Raw genomic sequence first — 13,204 nt, 5'->3', positions numbered from 1 at the left:
TCCCCGGATCGAGTGTGCGCGATGGTCATACAGAGGTCGTACTGGATGCGACCTGTTCACAGCCGTGGACGACGTCAGCCTTCAGCTCATCGCCGAGCAACGCTCTAGAACGCTGTTTCCAGCTCGGTTTCCTTGGCAAAGCGATGGATTTCGCGCTGGCCCGTCGCGGTCAACTGCAAGGCGCGGGAATCGTTGGGCAAGGTCAGCCAGCCGGACTGCATGAACAACTGCAACAGCGCCGCGCCCAGTGAGCCGCCCATGTGCGGACGGCGCTCGCTCCAGTCCGGGCACGCGCAGGCGACCTGCACGTTGCGGTGGGCCAGGGCCTGGATGAACACTCCGCGCTGCGCCAGTCGGGTGGAGCCCTTGTGCGTCACCACCACCCGCTGCTCAAGCTGCTCGATCCAGCCGGCATCGAGCAGGCGCTGATACAGATCGGCCGCCAAAGTACCGCCCAGATGATCGTCGCAGAACCGCGCGCGCAACAGCGAAGACGGCGCCGCCTGCGGCCTGACCATGGGAGCCGTGCGTTTCAGCGCATCAGGGATTTGCCGTGGCGCGCTGGCAATGGTGGCGCTGGCCAGTGCTTCGATCGCCGCGCCGATTTCCGGTGCCGCCAGGCGAAAGAAGCGTTTGCGCCCACGCATTTCGATGTTCAACAGCCCCCCTGCGGACAGGCGTCCCAGATGCGCACTGGCCGACGACGGCGAGAGCCCGGCCAGCAGCGCCAGCTCTTCGGCTTGCCGGGCCGAGCCATCCATCAACGCCCACATCATCGCGCTGCGCTTGGGGTCGGCCAGCAATGTCGCGATCTGGCTGATGCACGGTGCATGTTCCATATGTTCACTCCCTGTTGAATCGTATCGTCTACCGCTCGGAGACATCCTGGCCGGTTATGGGGCATCGGCCAACACGCGAAAATCGCCCGGGATCGGTGGCAAGGGATGCCATCGACACCAGCTGCTCCGGCACACAACCTGGCAGCAGAAGTAGCAACCGTCACCAAAAGCCGGCAACGCGTTACGGGGTCTGCGCGCCGGGTGTCAGTGCAGGCATGAGGCGGGCGCTAGTATAAGCGGGTTAAGCCAGACGTCCTGCGCCTGGGCCTGGGCAGGTGGCGATTGTTCCTGACAGAAATTTCTCTAATTGCCTGCGACTAATGATCAACTTTGAGGAAACCGGGAAATTGGCTACTCAATTCGGCGCATCGGCTGGCGAGCATCTCTCTCAGAAGGTTCACCGGCTTACTCAACTGTGCGCGATGGGCGCACAACAGATTCAGCGGTGCGCGCTCACAGAGCAGTTCCGGCATCAGCACTTTGAGGCGTCCGGCGAGCACATCGGCGCCGACGTCGAGCCAGGATTTGTAGGCAATACCGGCACCGGCCAACGCCCATAGCCGCACGACGTCGGCGTCATCGCTGAAGCGGTCGCCGCTGACGGTCAGGCCGACTTCGCGCTTGCCATCGTGAAAACTCCAGTGGTCGTGGACGCGGCTGCCGAGCATGTACAAAAGGCAATTGTGCTGGGCCAATTGCTCGAGATGGCGCGGCTCGCCCTGCCGGGCCAGGTAATCGGGGGATGCGCACAACACCCGGCGATTGTGTGGGGCGATGGGCAAGGCGATCAGGCTGGAATCCTCCGGCTCGCCGTAGCGCAGGGCGATGTCCACCGGTTGCCGGAACAGGTCGGCGATGCGGTCGCCAAGCAGCAGGCGCACCGTCAATTTCGGGTGTTCACGCTGGAACGCGTCGAGCCACGGCAGCAGCAGATTGCGACCGAAGTCCGAGGGCGCCGAAAGCTGCAAAATCCCGCTGACCTGATCCTGACCGCTGGCGAGCAGGCGACGCCCTTCGTCGAGATTGCTCAGGGCGGCGCGGGCATACTCAAGGAAGCCTTCGCCCTCGGCGGTGAGGCGCAGGCTGCGGGTCGAACGCGCCAGCAGCCGCGCACCGAGTTGCTGCTCGATGCGCTTCAACGCCGCGCTGGCCACCGCCGCGGACATGTCCATCACCCGTGCCGCCGCCGACAGGCTGCCCAGATCCGCCGCGCGAACAAACAACTGCAAGTCATCAAAACGCAGCATGCGCAGCCTCGATTATCAAAAAAATATTGAAAGAGACTGCTCTTTTAGCCGGTTTTATCACGCAGAGAAATAGCCAATGATGACCTCCATCGAATTCACCCCGATTCTGGAGTCCACGCATGTCCCAGCCCTTTACCGCTATCGCCACCCTGACCGCTAAATCCGGCCAGCAGGACGTTCTCGAACAGGCCCTGCGTGCCCTCGTCGAACCGAGCCGCGCCGAGCCCGGGTGTGGTCAGTACGACCTGCACCGCGACCTTGCCGATCCGCAGGTTTTTTATGTCATCGAACAGTGGGCCAGTGACGAGATTCTTGAGGAGCACAACGCCAGCGCGCATTTTCAGAAGTTTCAGGCCAGCGCCGGCCACACCATCGAACACTTCCAGCTCAAACGCCTCGGCAAGATTGCCTGAATCCTTCTTCTATCAACTGTACGGAGCCATTTATGAAAGCCATTGCCTATTACGCTTCCCTGCCGATCAGCGACACCAAGTCCCTGCAGGACATTGAACTGCCAGAGCCGGTCGCCGGCCCGCGCGACCTCTTGGTGGAGGTCAAAGCCATTTCGGTCAACCCGGTCGACACCAAAGTGCGGCAGAACATGGCGCCGGAAAACGGCGCGGCGAAAGTGCTGGGCTGGGACGTTGCCGGTGTGGTCAAGGCGGTCGGCAGCGAAGTCACCCTGTTCAAGGCGGGCGACAAGGTGTTCTACGCCGGTTCGATCGCCCGGGCCGGTGGCAACAGCGAGTTGCACGTGGTCGATGAGCGCATCGTCGGTCACATGCCCAAGTCCCTCGGTTTTGCCGAAGCCGCCGCGCTACCGCTGACCGCCATCACTGCGTGGGAATTGCTCTTCGAGCGCCTGCAAATCAGCGAGGGCAGCAGCGATGAAGGCCAGAGCCTGCTGATCGTTGGTGCGGCGGGCGGCGTGGGCTCGATCCTTACCCAATTGGCCAAGCAGTTGACCGGCCTGAAAGTGATCGGCACCGCTTCGCGCCCACAGACCAGTGACTGGGTCAGTGAACTCGGTGCCGATCTGGTCATCGATCACAGCCAGCCACTGAGCGAAGAATTGAAGCGCGCCGGCATCGCCAGCGTGACCCACGTCGCCAGCCTGACCCAGACCGATCAGCATCTGGCGCAACTGGTCGAAGTCCTCGCGCCGCAAGGCAAGCTGGCGCTGATCGACGATCCGAAGTCACTCGACATCAGTCTGCTCAAGCGCAAGAGCCTGTCGCTGCACTGGGAGTTCATGTACACCCGCTCGCTGTTCGAAACGCCGGACATGATCGAACAGCACAAGCTGCTCAACCGCGTCGCCGAACTGATCGACGCCGGCACTTTGAAGACAACTTTGGGCGAGCACTTCGGCGTGATCAATGCAGCCAACCTGCGCCGCGCCCATGAGCTGCTGGAAAGCGGCAAGGCCAAGGGGAAAATTGTTTTAGAAGGTTTCTAAAAAAATAAAGCCCCGCAACCGCTCGTGATGCCAGAGCGGTTGCGGGGCTTTTTGCCGTCAGTCGGTTGCTTGACCCTTGTCACAATTACGCGGGTATCGAGGTCTACAATCGAAGCCTCTGCGATACATCTTTTACGCAAGGGAGGTCAGCAATGAAGATCCTGATAAAAGAAGTGGCAAAGTCCAAATGGCAGGTGCGCCTGGACCAGCACGTCGTAACCTTTCGCAGTGAAGCCGAGGCTCTGGCCTTCACTCGCACCCTCGAAGCGCGACTCTGCGCGCCCCACCGAATCCCCGAACCCAGCCAGCAGCGCGCCGCCGGCTGAGCTCCAAAGTCGAGCGTTCAGACCTGGGCTTGCGCCAGCGCCCGGGCATTCTGCAAACGCCGGGTGAGCAGCGCGACGCTCACCACCAGCAAACCGCACAGGCTGATGACCATCGCCATCGGCACGGCGCTGCCATCGTGCAACACCCCCACCAACGCGGCGGCACCGGCGGCGATGCTGAATTGCAGGCAACCGAGCATTGCCGATGCACTGCCGGCACGGGCGCCCTGACCGTTCATTGCGCAAGCTGAGGCGTTGGGAATGATGCAGCCGAGGCTGGCAATGCAGATGAACAGCGGAATCAGCAACGGCCACAACGCCTCTGGACGCATCGCGCTGACCGCCAGCAGCGTCAGCCCGGCGAGGAAGTACACCCACACCGCGCGTACCAGCAAAAATGCCGGACCACGCTTGGCCAGCAAACGCGCATTGACCTGCGCCACCAGAATGAACCCCGCCGCGTTGGTGCCGAACAGCCAGCCAAAATGCTCGGCGGGTACACCGTAGAGCTTGATGAACACAAACGGGGAGCCAGCGATGTAGGCGAACATGCCGGCGATCGCGATGCCACCGGTCAGGGCATGGCCCAGATAGACCGAGTCCTTGACCAGTCGCGCGTACTGGCGCAACGCACCGGACAACGGCTGGCGCGGCACGTGGGCCGGCATGCTTTCCGGCAGCCCCAATGCCACCGCCAGACCCGCCGCCGCACTGAACCCGGTGAGGACCAGAAAGATCGACTGCCAACCCGTAGTGTTGACCAGCAGCCCACCGAGCATCGGCGCCAGAATCGGCGCCAGGCCCATCACCAGCATCAACTGGGAAAACACCTTCGCCGAGCCAACCGCATCGCATTTGTCGGCAACCACCGCACGGGAAATCACCATCCCCGCACAGCCACCGAGTGCCTGGACGAAACGCGCGCCGATCAGCCATTCCAGGCTAGGCGCGTAGGCGCAGGCCAATGACGCCAGGGTGAACAGAGCAACGCCGCTGAGCAGCGGAAGCCGCCGGCCGAAACGATCGGAAATCGGTCCGTAAGCCAGTTGTCCCAGAGACAGACCGAGGAAGTATGCCGCCAGCGTCAGTTGAACGTGCTGCTCATCGGTGCCGAACGCCAGCGCCATGGCCGGGAACGCAGGTAAATAGAAGTCGATCGCCAAAGGACCGAAAGCGCTCAAGGCGCCGAGTATCAAAATCGTGCGGAAATTCATCAGGCATCCAGGTGGGCAAGTCGCAGCCCGACAGTCTAGCCGCGCCCGGACGCCTTGAACATTCCGATAGCTCGCTAACGATCAATTTCAGACGAGCTTCACCTCATAACCCTCTTCGCGGATCGCTTCGATGACCTGATCGGCACTCAGCGCACTTTCGACGCCGACTTCCTTGGCCGCCAGATCGACCCGCACGCTGGCTGCCGGATCCAGCGCCTGTACCGCAGTGGTGATGGCTTTGACGCAATGACCGCAGGACATGCCTTGAACGTTGAACACTTGCATGGGAAGACTCCTTTGAGTGGGGTTGCCGGCAGTCTCGAGCTTGCCACGATGGCAAGGTCAAGTTCTGCGAAAAACTGCCGGGCTGGCAATCGGCGCTGCGCTCGGCCAAGCTGCGTGTATCAATGACTGGAATTCAGGAGATTCAGCCATGCGCTGGTCAGCTTTGGGCCTGTTTGGCTTGCTCAGCCTTTTCGCCGCCGTCCCGCAGGTGCAAGCCGCCGGCGAGGATTACGCGGTACTGATCATTTCCCGCGAGCGCCTCGAAGTGGCGACCTCGTGCGAAATCGGCGTGTACATCCAGGACCAGCTCTCGGCGCGCCTGTTCCAGGAGCAGAGCACTTCGTTCAACCTGCCACCGGGCAAGGTTTCGCTGCGCCTGAAACTGCTGCCGGGACAGGCGCCGGGTTGCAATCCCGGCATGCTCGCACCGGGTTCGCAGGAAGTCGTGCTGCACGCCGGGGATGTGCTGAAGTTCCGCCTGGCAATGAATGCCGAAGGCGTGTACCTCAAGCCGGCTGGCCTCGGTTACTGAGCAACCGCCTCGACCTGTGGGAGCGAGCCTGCTCGCGAAAGCGCCGGGTCAGCCAACATGATTGCTGAATGATGCACCGCATTCGCGAGCAGGCTCGCTCCCACAAGAATGGTGCTTGACCTTGCCCGCATGGCAAGGTTGATCCTGTAGACATCCACTACAGGGAGCGCGACCGATGTCCGAATCCACCACTTTCGATCTGCCGATTGCCGGCATGACCTGTGCCAGTTGCGCCGGGCGTGTCGAGCGAGCGCTGCGCAAGGTCAGCGGCGCCAGTGCCGTCAGTGTCAACCTCGCCACCGAACAGGCGCGGGTACAGGCGCCCGGCGACAGCCTGCCGGCGCTGATGCAAGCCGTGGAGCGCGCCGGTTACAGCGTGCCCCGGCAAACCGTCGAATTGAGCATCGACGGCATGACCTGCGCGTCCTGCGTCGGTCGCGTCGAACGCGCCCTGAGCAAAGTCCCAGGCGTGAGCAGCGTCAGCGTCAATCTGGCCAACGAACGTGCGCACATCGAATTGCTCGGCCAGGTCGATACGCAAACCCTGCTCGACGCGGTGAGCAAGGCCGGTTACTCGGCCAGTGTCTGGCAAGCTGAACGGCCACAGTCCGATGACCAGCAAAAACGCCTGCACCGTGAGCGCTGGGCATTGATCTGTGCGATCGCCCTCGCTCTGCCGCTGGTGCTGCCGATGTTGCTGCAGCCGTTCGGCATTCATTGGATGCTCCCGGCCTGGGCGCAATTCGCCCTCGCCACACCGGTGCAATTCATCTTCGGCGCACGCTTTTATGTTGCGGCGTGGAAAGCCGTGCGCGCCGGTGCCGGCAACATGGACCTGCTCGTCGCCCTCGGCACCAGCGCCGGTTATGGCCTGAGTGTCTATGAATGGGCCAGCGCCGCCGGACGCATGCCGCATCTGTATTTCGAGGCCTCGGCGGTGGTCATCGCTTTGGTGTTGCTCGGCAAATATCTCGAAAGCCGCGCCAAACGCCAGACCGCCAGCGCCATCCGCGCTCTTGAAGCGTTGCGGCCGGAGCGGGCGATTCAAGTCATCGACGGGCGTGAGCAGGAAGTTGCGATCAGCGCCCTGCGCCTCGACGATCTGGTGCTGGTCAAACCCGGCGAACGCTTCCCGGTGGATGGCGAAGTCGTTGAAGGCCAGAGCCACGCCGACGAAGCGCTGATCAGTGGCGAAAGCCTGCCAGTGCCGAAACAACCGGGCGACAAGGTCACCGGCGGCGCGATCAATGGCGAAGGTCGTTTGCTGGTGCGCACCCAGGCGCTCGGCGCGGAAACCGTGCTGGCGCGGATCATTCGTCTGGTCGAAGACGCGCAAGCGGCGAAAGCGCCGATCCAGAAATTGGTGGACAAGGTCAGCCAGATCTTCGTGCCGACCGTGTTGCTGATCGCCCTGGCTACGCTGGTCGGCTGGTGGCTGTACGGCGCACCGCTGGAAACCGCGGTGATCAATGCCGTCGCCGTGCTGGTGATTGCCTGCCCGTGCGCCCTCGGCCTCGCCACCCCGACGGCGATCATGGCCGGCACCGGCGTCGCCGCACGCCACGGCATTCTGATCAAGGACGCCGAAGCACTGGAGCGCGCCCATGAAGTCAGCAGTGTGGTGTTCGACAAGACCGGCACGCTGACCTCGGGTACGCCGCGTATCGCGCACTTCAGCGCGGTCGATGGTGACGAAAACAATCTGCTGACACTGGCCGGTGCCTTGCAGCGCGGCAGCGAGCATCCGTTGGCCAAAGCCGTGCTGGATGCAGCCGCCGAACGCGGCTTGAACGTGCCCGATGTCAGCGACAGCCAGTCGCTGGCCGGGCGCGGCATCGCTGGCACGCTGGATGGCCGGCGCCTGGCGCTGGGCAATCGGCGGATGCTCGACGAAAGCGGGTTGGGTGCCGGTGAATTGAGCTCATCCGCCGAGGCTTGGGAAAGTGAAGGCCGCACATTGTCGTGGTTGATTGAGCAAAGTCCCGAGCCGAAGGTGCTTGGTCTGTTCGCCTTCGGTGACACGCTGAAACCCGGCGCTCTGCAAGCGGTGCAACAACTCGCCGCACGGGATATCCAGAGCCACCTGCTGACCGGCGACAATCGTGGCAGCGCACGGGTGGTGGCCGAGGCTCTGGGCATCCAAAATGTCCACGCCGAAGTGCTGCCGGCCGACAAAGCCGCGACGGTGGCCGAGCTGAAGAAAACCGGCGTGGTTGCCATGGTCGGCGATGGTATCAACGATGCCCCGGCCCTCGCCGCCGCAGACATCGGCATCGCCATGGGCGGCGGCACCGACGTCGCCATGCACGCGGCCGGCATCACGTTGATGCGCGGCGATCCGCGACTGGTGCCGGCAGCGCTGGAGATCAGCCGCAAGACCTACGCGAAGATTCGCCAGAACCTGTTCTGGGCCTTTGTCTACAACCTGATCGGCATTCCGCTGGCGGTGTTCGGCTTCCTCAATCCGGTGCTGGCCGGCGCGGCGATGGCGCTGTCGAGCGTCAGCGTGGTGAGCAATGCGCTACTGTTGAAAACTTGGAAACCCAAGGACCTGGAGGAACACCGATGAACATCGGCCAAGCAGCCCGGCAGAGTGGCCTGAGTGCAAAAATGATCCGCTATTACGAATCGATCGGTCTGCTCAAAGCGGCCAATCGCACCGACAGCGGTTACCGCGTGTACGGCAGCGATGACCTGCACACGCTGGCGTTCATCAAGCGCTCGCGGGATCTGGGCTTTTCCCTGGAAGAGGTCGGCAAGCTGCTGACCCTCTGGCAGGATCGCCAGCGCGCCAGCGCCGATGTGAAAGCACTGGCGCGCCAGCACATCGACGAGCTGAACCAGAAGATCCGCGAGCTCGGCGAGTTGCGCGACACCCTGCAGGATCTGGTCGAGCATTGCAGCGGCGACCATCGCCCGGACTGCCCGATCCTCAAGGAACTGGCGTCGGGCTGCTGCGCGCAACCCGCCCGCGCCTGATCCGCAACAGCGTCACCACGCACAACGTACCCAGGGGAATGCCGTGGAACAGCATGACCACGGCCCCCGGCGTCCACCACGCATAGAACGGCGCAGCGACCAGCATGCCGATACCGAAACCGCTCATCTGCAGCAAGGTCAGCACGCTGAAAATCGGCAGGCGCAACGCCGCAGGTTCCCGTTGCAAACGTGACATCAGGCTGACTTCGGAAACCCCGTCGCCAAGCCCCGCCGGCAAGGCGAACAGCAGCAGACCGTAGAGGCTATGCTGCTGGAACATCAGAATGAAACCGCACGACATCAGCGCCACGCCGCAGAAAAATCTTCTTTCGAGGTGGCTGTTCTCCGAGCCCTTGAGGTGACTGGCGATGCGTGCGCCGAGCAGTTTGCCGCTGGCCCATACCGCAAGCGCCAGGCCCAAGGTCGTACTCGCCGCCTCCGGCGTGAGCAGTTTCGAAATGATCGGGAAGCCGACGTTATGCGCAGCGCTGCCCAAGGTGTCGGCCATGGTCACCGCGAGCATGGCCGCGACCACTGGCGCCGAACGCAGGCCCTGCCGCAGCGCAAACCATTCACCGCGCTCCGGCTGTTCGCTGACATCGGTTTTTTCGAAACGCAGCGGCACGATCAGCAGCGCCGCAAGCAAATAGGTCAGCGCGTTGAGGGCGAAGACCGTTTCGAAACCAAAAGCAGCCACCAGCAACCCCGACACCAGACTGCCGCCGACCATCGCCGCAGAAGAAGCTGAAGTGATCCAGGCATTGGCCCTGAGCAATTGCGCCGGCGCGATCAAACGCGGCAACTGGCTGTTGAGGCCGATGGCGAACATCGAATTGCCCAGGCCGAGGCCGAAGGCAATCAACGGCAACAGCCATGCCTGCTGACTCGCCGGTGTGATCAACAGCAGCCCCAGCACTGCCGCACGCAACAGATCGAACGCAATCAGCGGCGCGCGGCCCTGCCAGCGTCGGTAGAAGCGTGTGCCGATCAGGCTGGCGAAAATTCCGCCACTGACACGGCTGGCGAGGAAGATGCCGACGCTCATGGCGCTGTTGCTCAGCAAATAAACGTAAGTGGCCAGCGCGACCATGTTGAGGAAGGCGCCGAAATCGGAGATCAGCCGGGCGGTTACGATCAGGTGGGTGTTGCGTAGGGTGGTCACATTCAGTCCTTGAGTGTGGTTGGAGCGCTGGACAGTAGACGCGAATAAGCCAGGATCCGAAAGCCCCCTCACCCTAGCCCTCTCCCAAAGGGAGAGGGGACCGATTGGGGGATATTTGGGAGATACACCGACCTGAACGTTTTTCTTTGAATCCATAATCGACTCGGTTTTTTCAGGTCGATGTATGGCTAAAGACACCTCGGTCGGCCCCCTCTCCCTCCGGGAGAGGGACCGATTGGGGGATATTTGGGAAATACACCGACCTGAACGTTTTCCGTTGAATCCATAATCGACTCGGTTTTTTCAGGTCGATGTATGGCTAAAGACACCTCGGTCGGCCCCCTCTCCCTCCGGGAGAGGGCTGGGGTGAGGGTGCTTTTTGACTCAAACAAAAAACCCGGCCGAAGCCGGGTTTTTCATCACGCGATCACTGCATCCACGGCGGTGGAGGCGGTTCTTCGGGTTTGCCTTTCGGCGCGTCGTCCGCCGCGCGAATGGCCTGCTTGCGTTCCTCGTCGAGGCGCGCCGCTTCGATTTCGCGCAGCACCCCGCCGACATCCGCCAGGTCCTCCGGATCGTCGAACTCGCCGGTCAGCACACTGTTCGGGTGCAAGGTGCCGGCTTCGTACAACGCCCACATTTCCTTGGCATATTTGGTCTTCTTCAATTCCGGCGCGAAGCGACCGAAGTACGAAGCCATGTTGCCAACGTCACGCTCGAGCATGCTGAACGCGTGGTTGTTGCCCGCAGCGTCGACTGCCTGGGGCAAGTCGATGATGACCGGGCCGGTAGGTGTCAGCAGCACGTTGAACTCGGAGAGGTCACCGTGCACCAGACCGGTACACAACATCAGCACGATCTGCGAAATCAGGAAGGCGTGATACTCGCGCGCCTGATCCGGCTCCAGTACCACGTCGTTCAGACGCGGCGCAGCGTCGCCGAATTCGTCAGCCACCAGCTCCATCAACAGCACGCCGTCGAGGAAGTCATAGGGTTTGGGCACTCGCACACCGGCGCCGGCCAGACGGAACAGCGCCGCCACTTCGGCGTTCTGCCAGGCGTCTTCGGTCTCTTTGCGACCGAACTTGGACCCCTTCGCCATGGCCCGCGCCTGACGACTGTTACGAACCTTGCGGCCTTCCTGATACTCGGCCGCCTGGCGGAAACTGCGTTTATTCGCCTCCTTGTAGACCTTGGCGCAACGTAACTGATTGCCGCAGCGCACTACATAAACAGCTGCCTCTTTGCCACTCATCAGTGGACGCAGCACTTCGTCGACCAGACCGTCCTCGATCAGGGGTTCAATGCGTTTTGGAGTCTTCATCAGCTTTTATTGTGGGTCCTTTATTACCAAACACGCGAATGTCACTCGTTATACGGCAATCCTCGCCCGACGGGGAGGGGTTGCCGACCTGTGAACCTTGAGGATGCACACACTGTGCCGGATCAATCGCAGCGACCCGGGCAAATCATAGCCGAGACCGTGGCATTGATTGGTATCGGTCGGCAAGGGCATTTGCGACAGAATCTGACATGGTCGGTGAACTTCAGTTGCCCTCACCCCAGCCCTCTCCCAGAGGGAGAGGGGGCCGACCGAGGTGTCTCCCGTAATACATCGACCTGAGAGACCGCAGCGCTTATGGTTTGAATCGCATCTCTGGATTCGGTGAAGGGCGCTCAGGTCGGCGTCGATTTCAAGCATCCCCCAATCAGTCTCCTCTCCCTTTGGGGAGAGGGTTAGGGTGAGGGGCTTTTTCAGCGTTCAATGATCGCGGTGACACCCTGCCCGCCCGCCGCACAGATCGAAATCAACCCTCGCCCCTTGCCCGCCGCATCCAGCAGCTTGGCCAAATTCGCGACAATCCGCCCGCCCGTTGCGGCGAACGGATGCCCCGCCGCCAGCGAACTGCCTTTCACATTAAGCCGACTGCGATCAATCGAACCCAGCGGTGCGTCGAGTCCCAGGCGGGTTTGGCAATATTCGGGATCTTCCCAGGCCTTGAGCGTGCACAGCACTTGCGCGGCGAAGGCTTCGTGAATTTCGTAGTAATCAAAATCCTGCAACGTCAGCCCATTGCGCGCCAGCAAGCGTGGCACGGCGTACACCGGCGCCATCAGCAGGCCCTCGGCACCGTTGACGAAATCCACCGCCGCCGCTTCACCGTCGCGCAAGTAGGCAAGAATCGGCAAACCGCGCTCTCTGGCCCATTCTTCACTGCCGAGCAACACCACCGAAGCGCCATCGGTGAGCGGCGTGGAATTGCCCGCCGTCAGCGTGCCCTTGGCGCTTTTCTCGAAGGCCGGTTTCAGCGCGGCGAGTTTTTCCAGGGTCAGGTCCGGGCGCAGATTGTTATCGCGGGTCAGGCCGAGGAATGGCGTCATCAGATCGTTGTGCCAGCCTTCGCCGTAGGAAGCGGCGAGCTTGTGGTGGCTTTCGAGGGCCAGTTGATCCTGTTCTTCACGGGGAATATTCCAGGTCTGCGCCATCAGTTCGCAGTGCTCGCCCATCGACAGGCCAGTGCGTGGCTCGCCGTTGCGCGGGAATTCGGGGATCAGGTGCTGGGGGCGCAACTGCAAAAGGGTTTTCAGTTTGTCGCCGGTACTCTTGGCGCGGTTGGCGTGCAGAAGAATCCTGCGCAGGCCTTCGCTGACGCTGATCGGCGCGTCGGAGGTGGTGTCGACGCCGCCGGCAATGCCGCAGTCGATCTGGCCGAGGGCGATCTTGTTCGCCACCAGCAACGCCGCCTCCAGACCGGTGCCGCAGGCTTGCTGAATGTCATATGCCGGTGTCGTCGGAGACAAGCGCGAGCCGAGCACGCATTCGCGAGTCAGGTTCATATCCCGTGACAATTTAAGCACCGCGCCTGCCACCACCTCGCCGATGCGCTGGCCGTGCAGGTTGTAGCGCTCGATCAGGCCTTCCAGCGCGGCGGTGAGCATCGCCTGATTGCTGGCCGAGGCGTACGGCCCGTTGGAGCGGGCGAAAGGGATGCGGTTACCGCCGATGATCGCGACGCGGCGCAGCTGGGTCATGAAAAGCTCCTGTTCCAAATGGTCGAAATTTGCCCAATCCCTGTGGGAGCGAGCCTGCTCGCGAAGAGGCCGGCACATTCAGCCTCTTCAGCGCCTGATACAGCGCCTTCGCGAGCAGGCTCGCTCCC

At 62.3% G+C, this 13,204-nt stretch carries 13 protein-coding genes; 6 read left to right on the top strand and 7 right to left on the bottom strand.

Going from position 1 to position 13,204, the window contains the following annotated elements; all coding sequences use genetic code 11:
- Window positions 1-104 precede the first annotated feature (104 nt).
- Together ASG55_RS14780 and ASG55_RS14775 are read right to left on the bottom strand one after the other, a co-directional pair.
- Window positions 105-839, bottom strand: coding sequence for an ArsR/SmtB family transcription factor (locus ASG55_RS14780; RefSeq protein ID WP_016771819.1), 735 nt, complete (start codon window positions 837-839; stop codon window positions 105-107).
- 317 nt (window positions 840-1,156) lie between these two features.
- On the bottom strand, window positions 1,157-2,086 hold the full coding sequence (locus ASG55_RS14775; RefSeq protein ID WP_056787769.1) for a LysR family transcriptional regulator: 930 nt from the start codon (window positions 2,084-2,086) through the stop codon (window positions 1,157-1,159).
- Window positions 2,087-2,205: 119 nt separating this feature from the next.
- Here ASG55_RS14775 and ASG55_RS14770 point away from each other — a divergent pair, with 119 nt between their 5' ends.
- The 3 genes from ASG55_RS14770 to ASG55_RS26990 all read left to right on the top strand — a co-directional run bounded on the left by ASG55_RS14770 (window position 2,206) and on the right by ASG55_RS26990 (window position 3,871).
- Window positions 2,206-2,499 (top strand): putative quinol monooxygenase, encoded by a 294-nt coding sequence (locus ASG55_RS14770; protein WP_056787767.1) that lies wholly within the window; start codon window positions 2,206-2,208, stop codon window positions 2,497-2,499.
- Between the two features lie 32 nt (window positions 2,500-2,531).
- The gene (locus tag ASG55_RS14765) at window positions 2,532-3,545 is read left to right on the top strand and encodes a zinc-binding alcohol dehydrogenase family protein (protein WP_056787765.1); all 1,014 of its coding nucleotides are present in this window, start codon (window positions 2,532-2,534) and stop codon (window positions 3,543-3,545) included.
- Window positions 3,546-3,697: 152 nt separating this feature from the next.
- Window positions 3,698-3,871, top strand: a complete 174-nt coding sequence (locus ASG55_RS26990) for a hypothetical protein (protein WP_024011461.1) — start codon at window positions 3,698-3,700, stop codon at window positions 3,869-3,871.
- 17 nt (window positions 3,872-3,888) lie between these two features.
- Here ASG55_RS26990 and ASG55_RS14760 read toward each other — a convergent pair whose 3' ends face one another.
- Both ASG55_RS14760 and ASG55_RS14755 read right to left on the bottom strand, forming a co-directional pair.
- Window positions 3,889-5,085 (bottom strand): multidrug effflux MFS transporter, encoded by a 1,197-nt coding sequence (locus tag ASG55_RS14760; RefSeq protein ID WP_024011460.1) that lies wholly within the window; start codon window positions 5,083-5,085, stop codon window positions 3,889-3,891.
- 87 nt (window positions 5,086-5,172) lie between these two features.
- A complete protein-coding gene (locus ASG55_RS14755) occupies window positions 5,173-5,370 on the bottom strand; it encodes a cation transporter (RefSeq protein ID WP_056787762.1) in 198 nt (65 codons plus the stop codon).
- A 148-nt stretch (window positions 5,371-5,518) separates the two neighbouring features.
- Between ASG55_RS14755 and ASG55_RS14750 the strand changes: the two genes are divergently transcribed.
- The 3 genes from ASG55_RS14750 (at window position 5,519) to cueR (ending at window position 8,881) form a co-directional block, all read left to right on the top strand.
- A complete protein-coding gene (locus ASG55_RS14750) occupies window positions 5,519-5,902 on the top strand; it encodes a hypothetical protein (RefSeq protein ID WP_024011458.1) in 384 nt (127 codons plus the stop codon).
- Window positions 5,903-6,077: 175 nt separating this feature from the next.
- Window positions 6,078-8,471, top strand: a complete 2,394-nt coding sequence (cueA, locus tag ASG55_RS14745) for a copper resistance metal-translocating P1-type ATPase CueA (protein ID WP_056787761.1) — start codon at window positions 6,078-6,080, stop codon at window positions 8,469-8,471.
- Window positions 8,468-8,881, top strand: a complete 414-nt coding sequence (cueR, locus tag ASG55_RS14740; RefSeq protein WP_016771827.1) for a Cu(I)-responsive transcriptional regulator — start codon at window positions 8,468-8,470, stop codon at window positions 8,879-8,881. Before cueA ends, cueR begins: the two co-directional genes overlap by 4 nt.
- On the opposite strand, the gene ASG55_RS14735 is transcribed toward cueR, so the two are convergent.
- From ASG55_RS14735 to ASG55_RS14725, 3 genes are all read right to left on the bottom strand, one after another.
- Window positions 8,835-10,043 carry an MFS transporter gene (locus tag ASG55_RS14735; RefSeq protein ID WP_056787758.1) on the bottom strand — a complete coding sequence of 403 codons (1,209 nt, stop codon included), beginning with the start codon at window positions 10,041-10,043 and terminating at the stop codon, window positions 8,835-8,837. The genes cueR and ASG55_RS14735 overlap by 47 nt on opposite strands.
- Window positions 10,044-10,470: 427 nt before the next feature.
- Window positions 10,471-11,367 carry a PA4780 family RIO1-like protein kinase gene (locus ASG55_RS14730; RefSeq protein WP_016771829.1) on the bottom strand — a complete coding sequence of 299 codons (897 nt, stop codon included), beginning with the start codon at window positions 11,365-11,367 and terminating at the stop codon, window positions 10,471-10,473.
- Between the two features lie 431 nt (window positions 11,368-11,798).
- Window positions 11,799-13,076: an acetyl-CoA C-acetyltransferase gene (locus ASG55_RS14725; RefSeq protein ID WP_056787755.1), complete on the bottom strand. Its 1,278-nt coding sequence runs from the start codon at window positions 13,074-13,076 to the stop codon at window positions 11,799-11,801.
- Between the last annotated feature and the right edge of the window lie 128 nt (window positions 13,077-13,204).

Origin of the sequence: Pseudomonas sp. Leaf434 (assembly GCF_001425545.1) — a bacterium.
Classification (GTDB): domain Bacteria; phylum Pseudomonadota; class Gammaproteobacteria; order Pseudomonadales; family Pseudomonadaceae; genus Aquipseudomonas; species Aquipseudomonas siliginis.
Note: the sequence above shows the minus strand (reverse complement) of the source record. Positions and strands in the feature narration are given on the sequence as shown.

Excerpts from the sequence above, each read along its gene's own strand:
- ASG55_RS14780 (WP_016771819.1), bottom strand. The coding sequence starts at position 839 with ATGGAACATGCACCGTGCATCAGCCAGATCGCGACATTGCTGGCCGAC.
- ASG55_RS14775 (WP_056787769.1), bottom strand. The coding sequence starts at position 2,086 with ATGCTGCGTTTTGATGACTTGCAGTTGTTTGTTCGCGCGGCGGATCTG.
- ASG55_RS14770 (WP_056787767.1), top strand. The coding sequence starts at position 2,206 with ATGTCCCAGCCCTTTACCGCTATCGCCACCCTGACCGCTAAATCCGGC.
- ASG55_RS14765 (WP_056787765.1), top strand. The coding sequence starts at position 2,532 with ATGAAAGCCATTGCCTATTACGCTTCCCTGCCGATCAGCGACACCAAG.
- ASG55_RS26990 (WP_024011461.1), top strand. The coding sequence starts at position 3,698 with ATGAAGATCCTGATAAAAGAAGTGGCAAAGTCCAAATGGCAGGTGCGC.
- ASG55_RS14760 (WP_024011460.1), bottom strand. The coding sequence starts at position 5,085 with ATGAATTTCCGCACGATTTTGATACTCGGCGCCTTGAGCGCTTTCGGT.
- ASG55_RS14755 (WP_056787762.1), bottom strand. The coding sequence starts at position 5,370 with ATGCAAGTGTTCAACGTTCAAGGCATGTCCTGCGGTCATTGCGTCAAA.
- ASG55_RS14750 (WP_024011458.1), top strand. The coding sequence starts at position 5,519 with ATGCGCTGGTCAGCTTTGGGCCTGTTTGGCTTGCTCAGCCTTTTCGCC.
- cueA (WP_056787761.1), top strand. The coding sequence starts at position 6,078 with ATGTCCGAATCCACCACTTTCGATCTGCCGATTGCCGGCATGACCTGT.
- cueR (WP_016771827.1), top strand. The coding sequence starts at position 8,468 with ATGAACATCGGCCAAGCAGCCCGGCAGAGTGGCCTGAGTGCAAAAATG.
- ASG55_RS14730 (WP_016771829.1), bottom strand. The coding sequence starts at position 11,367 with ATGAAGACTCCAAAACGCATTGAACCCCTGATCGAGGACGGTCTGGTC.
- ASG55_RS14725 (WP_056787755.1), bottom strand. The coding sequence starts at position 13,076 with ATGACCCAGCTGCGCCGCGTCGCGATCATCGGCGGTAACCGCATCCCT.